Source organism: Kitasatospora hibisci (assembly GCF_043950205.1).
In the GTDB taxonomy this organism is placed as follows: domain Bacteria; phylum Actinomycetota; class Actinomycetes; order Streptomycetales; family Streptomycetaceae; genus Kitasatospora; species Kitasatospora hibisci.
In genome coordinates this window covers 3376148-3392986 of record NZ_CP171642.1, presented here as the reverse complement: position 1 = coordinate 3392986, position 16839 = coordinate 3376148, and the positions used below count along the sequence as shown (strand labels likewise).

The 16839-nt window shown below is 72.2% G+C and carries 13 protein-coding genes, 1 tRNA gene and 1 riboswitch; of the genes, 9 read left to right on the top strand and 5 right to left on the bottom strand.

All coding sequences use genetic code 11. The annotated features are described in order from the left end of the window. Window positions 1–240 precede the first annotated feature (240 nt). A riboswitch (cyclic di-AMP (ydaO/yuaA leader) is annotated at window positions 241–410 on the top strand. Between the two features lie 5 nt (window positions 411–415). From ACF9IK_RS14405 to ACF9IK_RS14380, 6 genes are all read left to right on the top strand, one after another. After that, window positions 416–1360 (top strand): transglycosylase family protein, encoded by a 945-nt coding sequence (locus ACF9IK_RS14405; protein WP_395294605.1) that lies wholly within the window; start codon window positions 416–418, stop codon window positions 1358–1360. Window positions 1361–1625: 265 nt separating this feature from the next. Continuing rightward, on the top strand, window positions 1626–2915 hold the full coding sequence (gene eno / locus ACF9IK_RS14400; RefSeq protein ID WP_238949651.1) for a phosphopyruvate hydratase: 1290 nt from the start codon (window positions 1626–1628) through the stop codon (window positions 2913–2915). A 152-nt stretch (window positions 2916–3067) separates the two neighbouring features. Next, window positions 3068–3532 (top strand): FtsB family cell division protein, encoded by a 465-nt coding sequence (locus ACF9IK_RS14395; protein ID WP_395294604.1) that lies wholly within the window; start codon window positions 3068–3070, stop codon window positions 3530–3532. Next, a complete protein-coding gene (locus tag ACF9IK_RS14390; RefSeq protein ID WP_395294603.1) occupies window positions 3522–4175 on the top strand; it encodes a DUF501 domain-containing protein in 654 nt (217 codons plus the stop codon). The genes ACF9IK_RS14395 and ACF9IK_RS14390 overlap by 11 nt, the downstream gene beginning before the upstream one ends. Window positions 4176–4177: 2 nt before the next feature. Continuing rightward, window positions 4178–5113 (top strand): exopolyphosphatase, encoded by a 936-nt coding sequence (locus ACF9IK_RS14385; protein ID WP_395298574.1) that lies wholly within the window; start codon window positions 4178–4180, stop codon window positions 5111–5113. A 485-nt stretch (window positions 5114–5598) separates the two neighbouring features. Beyond that, window positions 5599–6972 carry an NAD(P)/FAD-dependent oxidoreductase gene (locus ACF9IK_RS14380; RefSeq protein WP_395294602.1) on the top strand — a complete coding sequence of 458 codons (1374 nt, stop codon included), beginning with the start codon at window positions 5599–5601 and terminating at the stop codon, window positions 6970–6972. Between the two features lie 312 nt (window positions 6973–7284). On the opposite strand, the gene ACF9IK_RS14375 is transcribed toward ACF9IK_RS14380, so the two are convergent. Both ACF9IK_RS14375 and ACF9IK_RS14370 read right to left on the bottom strand, forming a co-directional pair. Next, entirely contained in the window at window positions 7285–9843 is a 2559-nt protein-coding gene (locus tag ACF9IK_RS14375) for an ABC transporter permease (RefSeq protein ID WP_395294601.1), read from the bottom strand. A gap of 47 nt (window positions 9844–9890) precedes the next feature. Beyond that, window positions 9891–10751 carry an ABC transporter ATP-binding protein gene (locus tag ACF9IK_RS14370; protein ID WP_395294600.1) on the bottom strand — a complete coding sequence of 287 codons (861 nt, stop codon included), beginning with the start codon at window positions 10749–10751 and terminating at the stop codon, window positions 9891–9893. A 298-nt stretch (window positions 10752–11049) separates the two neighbouring features. Here ACF9IK_RS14370 and ACF9IK_RS14365 point away from each other — a divergent pair. The 3 genes from ACF9IK_RS14365 to ACF9IK_RS14355 all read left to right on the top strand — a co-directional run bounded on the left by ACF9IK_RS14365 (window position 11050) and on the right by ACF9IK_RS14355 (window position 12683). Continuing rightward, window positions 11050–11131 (top strand) — tRNA-Leu (locus ACF9IK_RS14365). A gap of 140 nt (window positions 11132–11271) precedes the next feature. Further along, on the top strand, window positions 11272–12183 hold the full coding sequence (locus tag ACF9IK_RS14360; RefSeq protein ID WP_395294599.1) for a Bax inhibitor-1/YccA family protein: 912 nt from the start codon (window positions 11272–11274) through the stop codon (window positions 12181–12183). A gap of 122 nt (window positions 12184–12305) precedes the next feature. Beyond that, the gene (locus tag ACF9IK_RS14355; protein ID WP_395294598.1) at window positions 12306–12683 is read left to right on the top strand and encodes a hypothetical protein; all 378 of its coding nucleotides are present in this window, start codon (window positions 12306–12308) and stop codon (window positions 12681–12683) included. Window positions 12684–12840: 157 nt separating this feature from the next. On the opposite strand, the gene ACF9IK_RS14350 is transcribed toward ACF9IK_RS14355, so the two are convergent. The 3 genes from ACF9IK_RS14350 to ACF9IK_RS14340 all read right to left on the bottom strand — a co-directional run bounded on the left by ACF9IK_RS14350 (window position 12841) and on the right by ACF9IK_RS14340 (window position 16602). Beyond that, the gene (locus tag ACF9IK_RS14350) at window positions 12841–13809 is read right to left on the bottom strand and encodes a hypothetical protein (RefSeq protein ID WP_395294597.1); all 969 of its coding nucleotides are present in this window, start codon (window positions 13807–13809) and stop codon (window positions 12841–12843) included. A 311-nt stretch (window positions 13810–14120) separates the two neighbouring features. Next, window positions 14121–15341 carry an acetyl-CoA C-acetyltransferase gene (locus ACF9IK_RS14345; protein ID WP_395294596.1) on the bottom strand — a complete coding sequence of 407 codons (1221 nt, stop codon included), beginning with the start codon at window positions 15339–15341 and terminating at the stop codon, window positions 14121–14123. A 118-nt stretch (window positions 15342–15459) separates the two neighbouring features. Next, on the bottom strand, window positions 15460–16602 hold the full coding sequence (locus ACF9IK_RS14340; RefSeq protein WP_395294595.1) for an SGNH/GDSL hydrolase family protein: 1143 nt from the start codon (window positions 16600–16602) through the stop codon (window positions 15460–15462). Window positions 16603–16839: the final 237 nt, after the last annotated feature.

Below are 16839 nucleotides of genomic sequence, written 5' to 3'. Positions count from 1 at the left end.
GTCTTCCGGCCGGTGGGCTCGACACGCTGACACGGCGTCGCCGAGTCTCCCCTGGAGAGGGGCTGAAACATCATCAATCCGGACATACCGCCTTCGTTGGTGGGCGATCGACCGTGTGCCGTAATTTCTGTGTGATATCGGCGATATGAGCTTGTGATTGGTGTGAGGATCTGTCTACTCTCCCTGAAGTTCGCAGCTGCGGACCTCGTGCGCGGAACGCCGAATCCTGCCCGCCGTGCCACGGGAAACCGACCAGAACCCTGGGCAGGGGCGGGGGACCCAGGTTTGTTGCCGTCCTCCACGGCTTGGGGTGAAGCCGCAGTCGCGGGCAGAGCGCCTCGCGACACGCGGCCGGGCCACCTCCCGGTCCGAACCCGACAGCTCACCTCGCAGGCGTGCGGAGAGGGACGTCTTCATGCTGTTCGTTGGAACTGGCCGCCACCGCCGCCGCACCCAGGCCGAGAAGGCCATCGCCGTCGCCGGTGTGGCCGGCGTCGGACTCGCGATGCCGCTCCTCACCGCCACCGGCGCCTCGGCGGCCCCCGTCTCCACCTGGGACGCGGTCGCCCAGTGCGAGAGCGGCGGCAACTGGAGCATCAACACCGGCAACGGCTTCTACGGCGGTCTGCAGTTCACCTCCAGCACCTGGAAGGCGTACGGCGGCACCGCGTACGCGCCGCAGGCCAACCAGGCCAGCAAGGGGCAGCAGATCGCGGTGGCCGAGAAGGTCCTCGCCTCGCAGGGCCCGGGTGCCTGGCCGGTCTGCTCCAAGCGGGCGGGCCTGAGCAAGGGCGGCGCGGCGGCCGAGGTGGACACCGCCGCGAACGCCAAGCCCGCGGCGCCGAAGCCGGCGGCGCCGAAGCCCGCCCAGCCGAAGCCGGCTCAGAAGCCCGCCCAGCCGGACCGGAAGCCGGTGCAGCAGCAGGCTCCGAAGCCCGCCGCCCAGCAGCCCGCGCAGCAGGACGCCAAGACGCCGGACTTCTCGGGCCAGGGCGGCTGGGACGCCGACGCGAAGGTGTACTGGTACCAGAACGACGGCGCCTGGTACTGGACCAGCCACCGGAGCGTGTACCAGCAGTACGCGGGCCAGCACGCCCCCCAGGCCGCCGTCCAGTCCGCCGGCCAGTCCGTCGGGTACATCGGCCAGGGCGACAGTCCGACGGCCGGTCACGCCGAACCCGCCGCCCAGCAGCAGAGCGCCGGCCACGGCTACACCGTCCGGGACGGCGACACACTCGCCGGCATCGCCGCCGCCCAGGGCGTGTCCGGCGGCTGGCAGGCGCTGTACGACGGCAACCGCGGCACCGTCGGCGGCGACCCGGACCTGATCATCCCCGGCCAGGTGCTCAACCTCGGCTGAACCCCCGGCCGCTGAACCCGGGCCACCGCCCGTCGGCGCGGACGAAGGGGGGGTCGGATACCTCCCCCTTCGTCCGCATCCGGACCGCTTTCACGGGGCAACCAGGTGAACTACCGGTGGGTAGTGCGGCCACACGCTGAGACGGACCCATGGTCGACGTGGCCCCGAGAGCCCGTGCGGTTAGGCTCTGGTCGTAACGACTCCGCAATCGTCCGGCCGACAGCACCCACCGTCAGCCGGACCTGCTTCCGCTAGGAGATGCCTCGTGCCGTCCATCGATGTCGTCGTAGCCCGTGAGATCCTCGACTCGCGTGGCAACCCCACGGTCGAGGTCGAGGTCGGCCTCGACGACGGCAGCACCGGCCGTGCCGCTGTCCCGTCGGGCGCCTCCACCGGCGCCTTCGAGGCGCTGGAGCTTCGTGACGGCGACAAGAACCGCTACTTCGGCAAGGGCGTGGAGAAGGCCGTCCTGGCCGTCATCGAGCAGATCGGCCCGGAGCTGGTCGGCTACGACGCCACCGAGCAGCGTCTGATCGACCAGGCCATGCTCGACCTGGACGCCACCCCGGACAAGTCCTCGCTCGGCGCCAACGCCATTCTCGGCGTCTCCCTGGCCGTGGCGCACGCCGCCTCGGAGGCCAGCGACCTGCCGCTGTTCCGCTACCTGGGCGGCCCGAACGCGCACGTCCTGCCGGTCCCGATGATGAACATCCTCAACGGCGGCTCGCACGCGGACTCCAACGTCGACATCCAGGAGTTCATGATCGCTCCGATCGGCGCGGAGTCCTTCTCCGAGGCCGTCCGCTGGGGCGTCGAGGTCTACCACACCCTCAAGGGCGTCCTGAAGGAGCGCGGCCTCTCCACCGGCCTCGGCGACGAGGGCGGCTTCGCCCCGAACCTGGACAGCAACCGCGAGGCCCTGGACCTCATCACCGAGGCCATCCAGAAGGCCGGCTACGTGCCCGGCCGCGACATCGCGCTGGCCCTGGACGTCGCCGCCTCCGAGTTCTTCAAGGACGGCGCCTACCAGTTCGAGGGCAAGTCCCTCTCGGCCGCCGAGCTGATCGAGTACTACGCCGAGCTGGTCGCCGCGTACCCGCTGGTCTCCATCGAGGACCCGCTGGACGAGTCGGACTGGGACGGCTGGAAGGCCATGACCGTCAAGCTGGGCGACAAGGTCCAGCTGGTCGGCGACGACCTGTTCGTCACCAACCCGCAGCGCCTGGCCAAGGGCATCGAGACCGGCACCGCCAACGCGCTGCTGGTGAAGGTGAACCAGATCGGCTCGCTCACCGAGACCCTGGACGCCGTCGAGCTGGCCCAGCGCAACGGCTACCGCTGCATGATGTCGCACCGCTCCGGCGAGACCGAGGACGTCACCATCGCCGACCTGGCCGTCGCCACCAACTGCGGCCAGATCAAGACCGGTGCCCCGGCCCGCTCCGAGCGCGTCGCCAAGTACAACCAGCTGCTGCGCATCGAGGAGATCCTCGACGACGCCGCCGAGTACGCCGGCCGCGGCGCGTTCCCGCGGTTCCGCTCCGCGGACCAGTAAGCCCGGCAAGTACGAGGGCTGACACACACTGCTCCCGCCGGTGCCCCGCCTGTTCACCCCGTAGGGTGGGCGGCGGGGCACCGGCGTGACCGGGCGGCGCCACTCGCGACCAGGAGGGGACACCGGAGATGGCAGGCTGGAGGATCCCGGGCTTGACGGCCCGGCCTCGCTTCACGAGCCGGGCGACGGTCCTCGTCCTGGTGCTCTGCTCCCTCGTCGCGATCCTGGCCTACCCGACCCGGCAGTTCATCTCCCAGCGCTCCGAGATCTCCGCCCAGCGGGCGAAGGCCGAGCACGCCCGGCAGCAGGTCGAGCAGCTGCGCCGGGAGAAGACGCGCTGGCAGGACCCGGAGTACGTCAGGGCGCAGGCCCGCGCCCGGCTGCACTACGCGATGCCGGGGGAGACCCCGTACATTGCGGTGGACCCGGTCGGCCGGAGCGCCGCCGAGTCCCCCGGGACTCCGCCCGCGCCGTCCGACGGTGCGGCCGCCGCCCCGGCGAAGGCCGCCAAGCCCTGGTACGCGAGCGTCTGGGACTCGGTGGACGCCGCCGACACCGCCCCGCCCTCTCCACCCGCCACTGCCCCCGCTGGAGCCAGCTCCCCCCATGACCACTGAGAACCACCCCTCCGTCTCCGACGCCGACGTCGCGGCCATCGCCGCCCAGCTCGGCCGGGTCCCGCGCGGTCTGCGCGGCGTGGCACACCGCTGCCCCTGCGGCAACCCGGACGTCGTGGAGACGGCCCCCCGGCTCGCGGACGGCACGCCGTTCCCGACCCTCTACTACCTGACCTGCCCCAAGGCCGCCTCGCTGATCGGCACCCTGGAGGCGGACGGCGTGATGAAGGAGCAGACCGCCCGGCTCGCCGAGGACCCGGAGCTGGCCGCGGCCTACCAGAAGGCGCACGAGGACTACATCGCCCGCCGTGACGCGATCGAGGTGCTGGAGGGCTTCCCCAGCGCCGGCGGCATGCCGGACCGGGTGAAGTGCCTGCACGTGCTGGTCGGCCACTCGCTGGCGGCCGGCGAGGGCGTCAACCCGCTCGGCGACGAGGCGCTCGGCATGCTGGAGGACTGGTGGGCCAAGGGCCCGTGCGTCTCCGCGGTCGAGGTCGAGGCCGCCGGCGAGCGGGTGCTGCGCAACCGCGCCGAGGACGCGGACCACGCGGCGGTGATCGCCGCCAAGGAGCGGAAGACCGCCGAGCGCGCCGCCAAGCGTGCCGCGCAGGAGGTCGGGGAGACCGGGGAGGACGGCGAATGACGGTGACCCGGGTGGCCGCGATCGACTGCGGCACCAACTCGATCCGGCTGCTGGTCGCGGACCTCGACCCGGAGACCGGGGCGATCACCGACCTCGACCGCCGGATGATCATCAACCGGCTGGGCCAGGGCGTCGACCGCACCGGCCGGCTCCACCCCGACGCGCTGGCGCGGACCTTCGCGGCCTGCCGCGAGTACGCGGAGATCATCCGCGGCTTCGGCGTCGGCCCGGAGCGGCTGCGCTTCGTCGCCACCAGCGCCTCCCGCGACGCCGAGAACAGCGACGAGTACGTCCAGGGCGTGCGGGACGTCCTGGGCGTCTCGCCCGAGGTGGTCAGCGGCGAGGAGGAGGCCCACCTCTCCTTCGTCGGCGCCACCAAGGAGCTCACCGGCGGTCAGTTCCCGGCGCCTTACCTGGTCTTCGACCTCGGCGGCGGCTCCACCGAGTTCGTGCTGGGTGCGGAGGACGTCCAGGCCGCCCGCTCGGTGGACATCGGCTGCGTCCGGCTCACCGAGCGGCACTTCGGCGGCGCCGAGCTGCCCTCGGCGGAGCAGATCGCCGAGGCGCGGGCGCACGTTCGGGCCGAGCTGGACAAGGCGGAGGAGGTCGTCCCGCTGACCGGCGCCGCGACCCTGGTCGGCCTGGCGGGGACGGTCACCACGGTCTCCGCGATCGTCCAGGACCTTCCCGCGTACGACTCGGCGGCGATCCACCACTCGCGGATCAGCCGTGCGGAGGTGGCCCGCGTCGCCGACGAGCTGCTGGCCGCCACCCACGAGCAGCGGGCGGCCATCCCCTCGATGCACCCCGGCCGGGTGGACGTGATCGCGGCCGGCGCGCTGGAACTGCTGGAGATCATGGAGCGGACCGGCGCCTCCGAAGTGGTCGTCAGCGAGCACGACATCCTGGACGGCATCGCCTGGAGCATCGCCTCCTGAGCCCTCCCCGGCCTCCGCCGGAGCCCCTCCGGACCCCTCGTGGGTACGGCCCGTCGGCCTTCCGCAGGCCTTACCCGACCGGCCCCGGGACCCCTCTCGGGGGCTCCGGGGCCGGGGCGCGCGGGGGGCCGCGCGACAAAGTTCGTGAATTTCTTCACATGGCGATCCCGTCATTCGTCGCGGTCCCGCGCCCGCAACGTCCGAAATGTGGGACTGAAGGCCTGCCCGGTCCGGCGCCCGCTGGATCGCAGGCTGCGCCCCGTCGAAGGTTTGAAATTCGAAATCATGCGCGGGAACCCACGCCCCACATGGATCGTTGCTGCTCAGCGGGCCCGTTGGCGCGCAGGTACTCACAGGGGGGTCGAACCGGCCGTGAGCCGGCCTCCCGGGCCGAGAGCGGGGGCGCGGAGTGTAGCACGGGGTGTCCAGCACCTTGTGAGCGGGCTCACGAAGAGTGCTCCGGGGCGTGCTGGATACTTTCGGATATGAGCACCACGGAGCGTCCTCGCATCCTCATTGTCGGCGGTGGTTACGTCGGCCTGTATGCCGCGATGCGCATCCTCAAGAAGATGCGCTACGGCGAAGCGACCGTCACGGTCGTGGACCCGCGGTCGTACATGACGTACCTGCCCTTCCTTCCCGAGGCGGCCGGCGGCAACGTCGCGCCCCGCAACCTCGTCGCGCCGCTGCGCAGCGCCCTGAAGAAGGCGGAGGTGCTCACCGGTGCTGTCACCGGTGTGGACCACGCCCGCAAGGTCGCCACCATCCAGCCCGCGGCCGGCGACTCCTACGAGCTGCCCTTCGACTACCTGGTCGTCGCGACCGGCTCGGTCTCCCGCACCTTCCCGATCCCGGGTCTGGCGGAGCACGGCATCGGCATGAAGACGGTCGAGGAGGCCATCAGCCTCCGCAACCACGTCATGGCCCAGCTGGACAAGGCCGAGTCCACCACGGACGAGGCGGTCCGCCGCAAGGCCCTGACCTTCGTCGTCGTCGGCGGTGGCTTCGCCGGCGTCGAGACGATCGCCGAGATCGAGGACATGGCGCGCGACGCCGCCAAGATCTACAAGACCGTCAGCCGCGACGACATGCGCTTCATCATGGTGGAGGCGGCCAACCGCATCCTCCCCGAGGTGGGCCCGGACCTCGGTCTGTGGACCAAGGAGAAGCTCGAGGAGCGCAACATCGAGGTCTTCATCGAGACCTCGATGGAGTCCTGCCTCGACCAGCACGTCGTGCTGAAGAACGGCGTCGAGGTCGACGCCTCCACCATCGTGTGGACGGCCGGGGTGAAGCCGAACCCGGTGCTGGCCAACTTCGGCCTGCCGCTCGGCCCGCGCGGCCACGTCGACACCGCAGCGACCCTGCAGGTCCAGGGCTTCGACTACGTCTGGTCCGCCGGCGACAACGCCCAGGTGCCGGACCTCGCTTCCGGCGAGGGCGCCTGGTGCCCGCCGAACGCGCAGCACGCCTGCCGTCAGGCCGTCGTCCTCGGCGACAACGTGATCTCCGGCATGCGGGGCTTCCCGCAGAAGGAGTACAAGCACAAGAACCTCGGTGCGGTCGCCGGTCTCGGTCTGCACAAGGGCGTCGCGATCCTCTTCGGCAAGGTGAAGCTCAAGGGCCGCCTGGCCTGGTGGTTCCACCGCGCCTACCACGGCGCCATGGTCCCGACCGTGAACCGCAAGATCCGAGTCTTCACCGACTGGACGCTGGCGATCTTCCTGAAGCGCGAGACCGTGGGTCTGGCGCAGATGGAGAAGCCGTTCGAGGCGTTCCAGGAGGCTGCGGGCCCCGCGCCCAAGCCCGTCGAGGCCGCCAAGCCGGCCGCCGACAAGGAACTCGCCAGCAGCAAGTAAGCGACTGAGATCCCGGTGTGGGAGCACCGGGGTATGAGTCGGAGGCCCTCCGCCCGGCAGTGTCGCCGGACCACGACCTCCGTGGTGCTCAGCCGGCCGTGCGACCGGGCGGAGTACATCAGCACGAGAAGGCCCCCGCCCTCCGGCGGGGGCCTTCCGTCGTTCCCGGGGCCGGGCGTGCAAAGGCCGGCCCCTCCGCTCCCGGCCCCGGACGTCCCACCGGGCCCGGACGCGCGAGGGCCCCGGGCACCCGGACGTCCCGGACGCGCGAAGGCTCCGGGCAGGTTGCCCGGAGCCTTCGGCGACCTCGCGTCAGTCGGTCTTGATGCTCGCCAGGATGTCGAGCTTGGAGGCCCGGCGGGCGGGCCAGAAGGCGGCCACCAGGCCGACCACGCCGGCCAGCGCCAGGAAGAGCAGCAGCTGCCCGTACGGGAGCACCGTGGTCAGGCCCTGCAGGCTGGACTTCAGCGTGCCGTTGATCGCCCAGGCCACGAAGCAGCCGAGCAGGACACCGATCCCGGCGCCGAAGACCGAGATCACCACCGACTCCAGACGGACCATCCGCTTGATGCCGCTGCGGTCCAGGCCGATCGCCCGCAGCATCCCGATCTCGCGCTTGCGCTCGAAGACCGACATGGCCAGCGTGTTGACCACGCCGAGGATCGCGACGATCACGGACATCGCCAGCAGGCCGTACATCATGTTCAGCGCGAAGCTGATGACCTGGCTGAAGTCGTCCCGGACGTCCTGCAGCGACTTGACCTCGATCACCGGGTTGGCGCCGGTGGCGTTCTTCAGCGACTGCTTCAGCGTGTCGCCGGTGCCGCCGGTGCCCTTGACCAGGACGTCGCTGATGTACGGCTCGGGCTCGTGCTTGACGATCTCGGTGTTGGCCAGGAGGACCGGGCCGAGCATCCCGCCCGCCTCGTAGACGCCGCCGACGGTGATCTGGCCGGTGGACTTGTCCGGATAGGTGAGCGTGACGGTCGAGCCGGTGCCGACGCCGTTCTTCCTGGCCACGTCCGCGTCGACCAGGATCCTGCCCTCGCCGAGCGCGGCGGCCGAGCCGCTGGTCATCTTCATCGCGACGAGCTTCTCGAAGCCGTCCGGGTTCAGACCGGTGATCGACCGGGTGCTGCCGTTGAGCTTCCAGTAGACCGTGGTGAGAGGTGAGGAGGCGGCCACACCGGGCGCCTTCGCGATCTCCGCCGGGACCTTCTCCGACAGGCCCATGCCGTTCGCCGCCCCGACCACGTAGTCGGCCTTCATCGTGCTGGTGACGGCCTTGTCGATGGCGTCGCCGACGGAGGAGCCGAGCACCGTCAGACCGCTGACCAGGGTCAGGCCGATGGTGAGCGCGGCCGCGGTGGCGGCGGTGCGGCGCGGGTTGCGGACGGCGTTCTGCCGGGCGAGCTTGCCGGGAGTCCCGAACAGCCGGCCGAGGACCGGGCCGACCAGGGCGATCACCGGGCGGGAGAGCAGCGGCAGCAGGATGAAGACGCCGACCAGGGCGAGCAGGGCGCCGAACGCGACCGGCATCCGGCCGTCGCTGTTGCCGGTGGAGGCGCCGAAGGCGATCAGCGCGACACCGCCGGCGGCCAGCACCGAACCGATGGTGTTGCGCACCACCAGACTCTTCTGGGTGCCGGGCTGGTCGCCGCTGCTCATCGCGGCGACCGGCGCGATCCGGGAGGCGCGCATCGCGGGCAGCAGGGCGGAGAGCACCGTGACCAGGACGCCGACCACCAGGGTGACCGCCACCGTCACCGGCTTGACGACCAGTGGGCCGCTGGGCATGCCGCTGTCCAGCGCGCCGACCAGGGACTGCAGACCGGCGCCGATCCCGATGCCGGCTACCAGTCCGGCCGCGGCGGAGACGGTGCCGATCACCAGGGCCTCGACCAGCACCGAGCGGGTGACCTGCTTGCGGCTGGCGCCGATCGCCCGCAGCAGGGCGAGCTCCCTGGTGCGCTGGGCGACCAGCATGGTGAACGTGTTGGCGATGATGAAGACGCCGACGAAGAGGGAGATCCCGGCGAAGGCGAGCAGCATGGTCCGCATGCTCGCGGTGCCGGACTCGATCATCTTCTGCTCGTGGTCCTTGAGCTGCTGGCCGGTCTCGGCGTCGATCTGGTCGCCGTCCGGGAGCTTCTGCTCGGCCTGGGCGAGCAGCGCGCTCTCGCTGGTGCCGGGCTTGGCGCCGAGCACGATGCTGCTGTAGCGGCCGGGCTCCAGCAGCAGCTGCTGGGCGGTGGCGCGGTCGAACAGGGTGAGCGTGCCGCCGGAGTTCACCACCGGGTCGTCGGTGCTGAACACACCGGTGAGCTTCGCCTCCACGACCGGGCCGTTGGAGGCGACCCGGACGGTGTCGCCGACCTTGTAGCCGCCCTTCTCGGCGGTCCCGCGGTCGAGCGCGATCTCCTCGGCCGTCTTCGGGCCCTGGCCCTCGACCAGCGGGTAGCGGGCGTCCCGGCCGTCCGCGCCGGGGGAGTAGTTGGCGCCCTTGGCGGCCCAGGCCTTGCCGATCAGGTTGCCGCTCTTGTCGGCGACGCCGGTGAACCCGCTCACCACACCGCGGGCGCCGGCGGCCCCGGGCAGGGCCGCGAGCTCCTGAACGGTCGCGTCGGTCAGGGTGGCGGGGCTCTTCTCGCTCTTCTCCCGGGCGGTCGCGTCGGTGCCCGCGGCGTGGTCGACGATCTGGACCGACACGTCCGAGTAGCTCTTGGAGTTGCTGTCCCGCATGGCCTTGCCGAAGGTGTCGGAGAAGACCATGGTGCCGGCGACGAAGGCGGTGCCGAGCATGACGGCCAGAGCCGTCATCAGCAGTCGGCCCTTGTGGGCGAGCACGTTGCGCAGTGCGGTGCGGTACATGGGGTGTCCTGTGGTCTGCGGAGGGGCGGGCTGCTGCGGGTGGGGCGTCAGCTGGTCCGGCCCTTGGCGTCGAAGCGGCGCATGCGGTCCAGGACGGTGTCGGCGGTGGGGTGGGTGAGTTCGTCGACGATGCGGCCGTCGGCGAGGAAGACCACGCGGTCGGCGTAGGCGGCGGCGACGGGGTCGTGGGTGACCATGACGACGGTCTGGCCGAGTTCGCGGACGGAGTTGCGGAGGAAGGAGAGGATCTCGGCGCCGGAGCGGGAGTCGAGGTTGCCGGTGGGTTCGTCGGCGAAGACGATGTCGGGCTTGCCGGCGAGGGCGCGGGCGCAGGCGACGCGCTGCTGCTGGCCGCCGGAGAGCTGGCTGGGGCGGTGGGAGAGGCGGCCGGAGAGGCCGACGGTGTCGACGACGCGGTCGAGCCAGGCCTTGTCGGCCTTTCGGCCGGCGATGTCCATCGGGAGGGTGATGTTCTCCAGGGCGGTGAGGGTGGGGAGGAGGTTGAAGGCCTGGAAGATGAAGCCGATGTGGTCGCGGCGCAGCTGGGTGAGCTGCTTGTCCTTGAGGCCGACGAGTTCGGTGTCGCCGATGGTGGAGGAGCCGGAGGAGACGGTGTCGAGGCCGGCCATGCAGTGCATGAGGGTGGACTTGCCGGAGCCGGAGGGGCCCATGATGGCGGTGAACTCGCCCTGGGCGAAGGCCACGGTGACGTTGTCGAGGGCGACGACGCGGGTCTCCCCCTCCCCGTAGACCTTGTTCAGGCCGGTGGCGCGGGCGGCCGCCCGGCCGGTGCGGACGGCGGTTGCGGTCGGCGTGGTCACGGGGGTGCTCCTTGGGATCGCGGGCTGCGGACGGCGCCGGGACGGCTGGGCGGCCGGGCCCCAGGGGGCTTCCGGCCGTACCTCCATGCTCCGCCCTGCGATCACGCGTTCTCGTCGCTCCGCCGGACGGTTGGCCTGACCGCCGCTGGGCGTACGCCCAGGTGGGGCCCTCATCCTCCGGTATGACACCGACCCTGACCGGAGTGCGGTGGCCGGATCCTGCGCCTTCCCTGGCCGAATCGCGAACTGTTCGTCAGATGGCAAGGAAACATGACAACTTCCCCGGCTGGGAACATGCGAAAGAGCGATGCGGGCGACTAGGCTCAGGGGTGGCCTCGACGGAACGGAGCACCGGCTCCCGCCACCGCTGCGGCCGGTCCAGGACGCCCGGATGGTGGAACGCAGACACGGGCAGCTTAAAACTGCTTGGCCGAAAGGCCGTGCCGGTTCGAGTCCGGCTCCGGGCACCGTTCTCGCGGGGGCGCCGATCCGGCGTCCCCGACGGGTGCTGTTCGGCGGATCCTCCTCGCGGCGTATGCCGATTCCTTTGCCAAGCCATTACCCTTGTGCCTCGTGCGGTGCAGTGCCGCCACGGAGGGAATGAGCAATGAGAAGCAGCAACCCGGTCTTCTCGCGGGAGGGGTCCTTCTCCCGCGAGTCCGGCTACGCGGGTTTCGGCACCACGCAGGCCCCGCAGGCCGGGAGCCCCTACGCCACCAACCCCTACGGCCAGAGCGGTCCGTACGACAACAACCCGTACGGCAACAACCCGTACGCCCAGCAGGCCCCGGGACAGCAGCCGCTGACCGACGACCAGCTGGTGGAGATGTACCGCGCGCCCTCCGCCGGTCCGCTGGCGACCGGTCGGATGACGCTCGACGACGTGGTCGCGCGTACCGCGATGACGCTGCTCACCCTGGTCGCCGCCGGCGGCGTGGCGTGGTTCGCGCTGCCCGACCGCAACTACGGCTTCGCCGTCGGCGCCTCGCTGATCGCCTTCGTGGTCGGCATGGTGATCTCGTTCAAGCGCAGCGTCAGCCCGCCGCTGATCCTGCTCTACGCGGGCCTGGAGGGCTTCGCGCTCGGCGCCGTCACCAAGGTGTTCAACACCATCTGGCCGGGCATCGCGATCCAGGCGGTGCTGGGAACGGCGGCGGTCTTCGCGGCGATGCTGATCGCCTACAAGACCGGCCGGATCCGGGTCACCCCGCGCTACACGCGGATCGGCATCGCGATCGCCATGGGCTTCGTGCTGCTGATGCTCGTCAACATGGTCGCCGGGATGTTCGGCGCGGACATGGGCCTGCGCTCCGGTCCGCTGGGCATCGTGGTCGGGCTGATCGGCATCGGCCTCGGCGCGTTCTTCCTCTCCCTGGACTTCGCGGCCATCGAGGAGGCGATCGCGCAGGGCGCCCCGCAGAAGGAGGCCTGGCGGGCCGCCTTCGGGCTCACCCTGTCGCTGGTCTGGATCTACGTCGAGATGCTGCGGCTGATCGCCATCCTGCGCGGCGACGACTGACCCCGCAGGACCTCCGCGCCGCGGGCCGTATCCGGCAGGGGCGCGCTGCCGCCGGGCCCCGGAGCCGAGTGCTCCGGGGCCCGGCGGCTTTCGGGCCGGCCCGGGCTGGTTAGGCTCCCGGTATGCCCGAGACAGCCCCCCTCGTCGAAGCCGTCGACTCCCTGGCGGACCGCTTCCGCTCGATGCCGCAGGGCCGCCTGCTGGGCGCGGTGCCCGGCCACCCCTCGCGGGCGGCGGCCGCACTGGCGCTCGCCCGGTGGCTGGCGACGGCCGCACAGAGCGCCGAGGGCGGCCCGGTGCGGGAGTTCCCGGACGCCGGGGCCTTCGCGGTCGGGGACCAGTTGGCGGTGGCGGGGCACGACCTGGCGGCCGCGTTGGCCGCGCTGCCGGCGGAGGTGCCGGTGCCGCTCCCGGAAGCGCCGGGCGGGCCCGCGCCGGCCGCGGCGGTGCTCGCCGCGGCCCTGGCCCGGGTGGCGGCCACCACCACGCTCTGCACCTGACCCCGGGCCCACGGCACCGACCTGTCCGGCCCCGGTGCCCGAAGGCGAGCGGGCGACTCCGGCGAGCGGGTGACGATGGGCCGGCCGGATCGGTAACCCCTTCGATCCGGCCGGCTTCGGGTGCGGCGTGTGCGGCGGCCGTCGGCGGCCGCTCGGGTCAGATGCTGGCGACCACCCGGTCGGCGAGCACGTAGACGGCGTCCTCGTCGGTGGCGAAGGTCAGCGAGTAGGAGCCGGAGAACCGGGAGCCGCCGAGCAGTCGGACGTCCTCGCCGGCTCGGACGGCATCGATCAGCCGGTACGCGGCCTCGCGGTCGCCGGGGGCCACGCAGAGCGTGGTGCCGTCGGCGAAGGCGTACACGTCCAGGGTGCCGAGCGGGCCGGGACGGACGTCCACCAGGGCGATGCGGTCCTCGGCCAGCGCGGTCAGCCGGGTGTCGGTCCACTCGCGGGACGGCGCCTGGCTCGGCACGAAGTCGGGGTGCGAGGGGTGGCGGCGCGGGTCCGGGGCGGCCGCCGGGGCCTCCTCGACGGCCGCGTCGGTGTCCAGCAGGCCGGCCTCCAGACCGGTGGCGAGCAGGTCGGCCTCGCGGCGGGACCGAGCGTCGCCGCCGGCGTCCGCGGCCGGGTGACCGGCCGGGTGGCCGGCCGCCGGGTGGCCGGGCCGCACCGGGGCGCCGCCGTCGGTGCCGGGCCCGGTCGGGGCGACGCCGCCCTCGTTGATCAGGTCCTCCAGCGCGGAGCGCAGCGCCTCGCCGAACTCCGGGTCCATCGTGCCCGCGTTGTCGGCGGCCTCCTGCGGCCCGGTCGGGCGGGGGAAGAAGAGCGGCCACTCGTCGGTGGTGCCGAGCACGCTCGCGAACGGGGAGTCGAACAGCGGCGCGTCCTCGGCCGCGCGGGCCTCCTGCTCGGCCCAGAACGCCCGGGCCTCGGTGATCTCCCGCTCGCGGTCGGCGGCGAGCGCCTCGGCGACGGCGCGGCGTATCGCCGCCTCGTCGACCGGTGCGGGTGCGGCGGCGGCCGCGGCATGCGCGTCCAGCCGGCGGGAGAGTCCCCGGATGTGGAGCAGCACGGCGGTCGACACGGCGATCAGGATCAGCAGCAGGATGGTGTAGACGGCGCTCACGGAACGTACTCCTAGGGAGGAGTGGAACGGGGTTACGTCTCCACACTGCCGCATGCGGCGCTGTTACCGCAGTGGCGAATGTCTAATTTGTCCGAGACATTCGCCCTTGTCCCCAAATTGTTAGGTAACACCGTTCTACGCTGCGGAGTTGATCCGCTCCGCACCGTCGATTTCCGGTCCGGAATCGAAAGAAAGGAGGGCCGGATCGACCTCGCGGTGTGATCCGGCCCTCAATTACTCTGTGTCACTCCAAACGGGTGGTCTGGACCCCCGGGGGTTGACGCGGTCGTGCGGTGTGCGCAATGCGGGGCTCAGCTGAGCCGCTCGATGACCATCGCCATGCCCTGGCCGCCGCCGACGCACATGGTCTCCAGGCCGAACTGCTTGTCGTGCCACTGCAGCGAGTTGATCAGCGTGGTGGTGATCCGGGCGCCGGTCATGCCGAACGGGTGGCCGACCGCGATGGCGCCGCCGTTGACGTTCAGCTTGTCGAGGTCGATGCCGAGGTCCCGGTAGGACGGGATGACCTGGGCTGCGAACGCCTCGTTGATCTCGACCAGGTCGATGTCGTCGATGGTCAGCCCGGCGCGCCTGAGCGCCTGCTTCGAGGCCTCGACCGGGCCGTAGCCCATGATCTCGGGGGAGAGCGCGCTGACGCCGGTGGAGACCACCCGGGCGAGCGGGGTGATGCCGAGCTCGCGGGCCTTGGTGTCGGACATGATGACCAGTGCGGCGGCGCCGTCGTTCAGCGGGCAGCAGTTGCCGGCGGTGACGGTGCCGTCCGGGCGGAACACCGGCTTCAGGCCGGAGACGCCCTCCACGGTGACGCCGGCGCGCGGGCCGTCGTCCTTGCTGACCACGGTGCCGTCCGGCAGCGTGACCGGGGTGATCTCGCGCTCCCAGAAGCCGGCCTTGATGGCGGCCTCCGCGAGGTTCTGCGAGCGGACGCCGAACTCGTCCTGCTCGGCGCGGGTGATGCCCTTGAGCGCGGCCAGGTTCTCCGCGGTCTGGCCCATCGCGATGTAGGCGTCGGGCAGCAGGCCGTCCTCGCGCGGGTCGTGCCACTCGCCGCCGCCCTCCTCGGCGCGCTTGGCGGTGCGGGCCTGGGCCTCGTCGAAGAGCGGGTTCATGGTGCCCGGCATGCCGTCCGAGGTGCCGTGGATGCTGCGCGAGACGGTCTCGACACCGGCCGAGATGAAGACGTCGCCCTCGCCGGCCTTGATCGCGTGCAGCGCCATCCGGGTGGTCTGCAGCGAGGAGGAGCAGTAACGCGTGATGGTGGCACCGGGGAGGTAGTCCATCCCCATCTGGACGGCCACGATGCGGGCCAGGTTGTGGCCCTGCTCGCCGCCGGGGAGGCCGCAGCCCAGCATCAGGTCGTCGATCTCGCGCGGGTCGAGCTGCGGCACCTTGGCCAGGGCGGCGCCGATGACGTGCGCGGTCAGGTCGTCCGGGCGGACGTCCTTGAGCGAGCCCTTGAAGGCCCGGCCGATCGGCGAACGGGCGGCGCTGACGATGACGGCTTCGGGCATGGCGGGCTCCTCGCTGAGTGACCTTCGGACTGTCCTTCGGGCAGGGGCGCCCGGGCGGCCGGCCGACCCGGGGCCGGGCGGGCGGGGACGTCCGGGAGGAAAGTTACCGCCTGGTAGTTCAGGCGTCACCCGCAGCAGCGTGTGAGCTGGCCGACGTATTCCCGTCCAGGGGGCTCCCGTCCGCGGGGCCCCCTGCCTTGGTGCTCGGGCCCGTGGCGCTCCGGTCCGCGGACCGGGACCGGCCGGCCTCCCCGGCGGGCTCCGCCGAGGCGGCCGGCAGGCCGACCCGCAGCCGCTGCCGCAGCAGTGCCCAGCGCCGGACCGTACCCTCGGCACCGACCGCGGCCACCTCGGTGCCCGACCGGCCGGCCGCGGCCGCCGCGGCCACCGCCACCGGCAGCACCGACTCGCCCGGGACCTGGCCGGCCGGCCGCTCCTCCTCCGGCCAGAGGCCGAGTGCGGCGCAGACCGACGGCAGGACGGCCATCGCCGCCGTCGCGTAGCCCTGGGCCGAGGGGTGGTAGCGGTCGGCCGCGAACATCTCCGGACGCGCCGCGAACTCCGGCCCGAGCAGCGAACCGAGCGAGACCGTCCGGCCGCCCGCCTCCACCACGGCGATGGTCTGCGCGGCCGCCAGCTGTCGGCTGAGCCGCCGGGCGACCCAGCGCAGCGGCGGGCGCACGGGTTTGATGGTGCCGAGGTCGGGGCAGGTGCCGACGACCACTTCGCTGCCGTTGGCGCGCAGCGCCGCGACCGCCTCGCCGAGCTGGCGCACCGCGAGCTGGGCCGGGCTGTGCCGGGTGACGTCGTTGGCTCCGATCATGATCACGGTGATGTCGGGGCGGTGCGGCAGAGCCAGCTCCAGCTGGCCGGAGAGGTCGACGGAGCGCCCGCCGGAGAAGGCCACGTTGACCAGCCGGACCGGCCGTTCGGCCACCGAGGCCAGGCCCGCCGCGAGCAGCGCGCCCGGGGTCTCGCGGGCCCGCAGCACGCCGAGGCCGGCGGCGGTGGAGTCGCCGAGGAAGGCCAGGACCAGCGGGGGCTGGAGCTCGGTGCCGTCGGCGAACGCCTCGCCGTAGACGCCGTTGGCCTTGGGCGGGTCGCCCTCCAGCATGCCGATGGCCTGGATGGCCAGCTTGCTCTCGGTCAGCAGCACGCCGACCAGGCCGACCCCCAGCAGGCCGAGCCCACCGCCGCCGTAGGCGGCCGCGGTGGCGATCCGGCGGGCCACCCGGGCCCGCGACTCCTGTGCCCCTGGCATCCGGTGCCCCCTTCACGTCGTCGTGCCGCCCCCGGCGGGGCATCTCCAGTGCACCTGATACAACCCCTCCTACCCGCGTTGGCGGCGGCCTACGACGGGGGTGGGCCATTCGTGGCAGGGGCATGCGGCGCCGGTCCCCGGGGCGGGGTCCGTGACGGGTGTGCCGTAGGGGAGGGCTGGGGCCGGTGGCACGCCCTAGGCTTTGCAGTACCGAAAGCACTCGCATGCCCACAGACC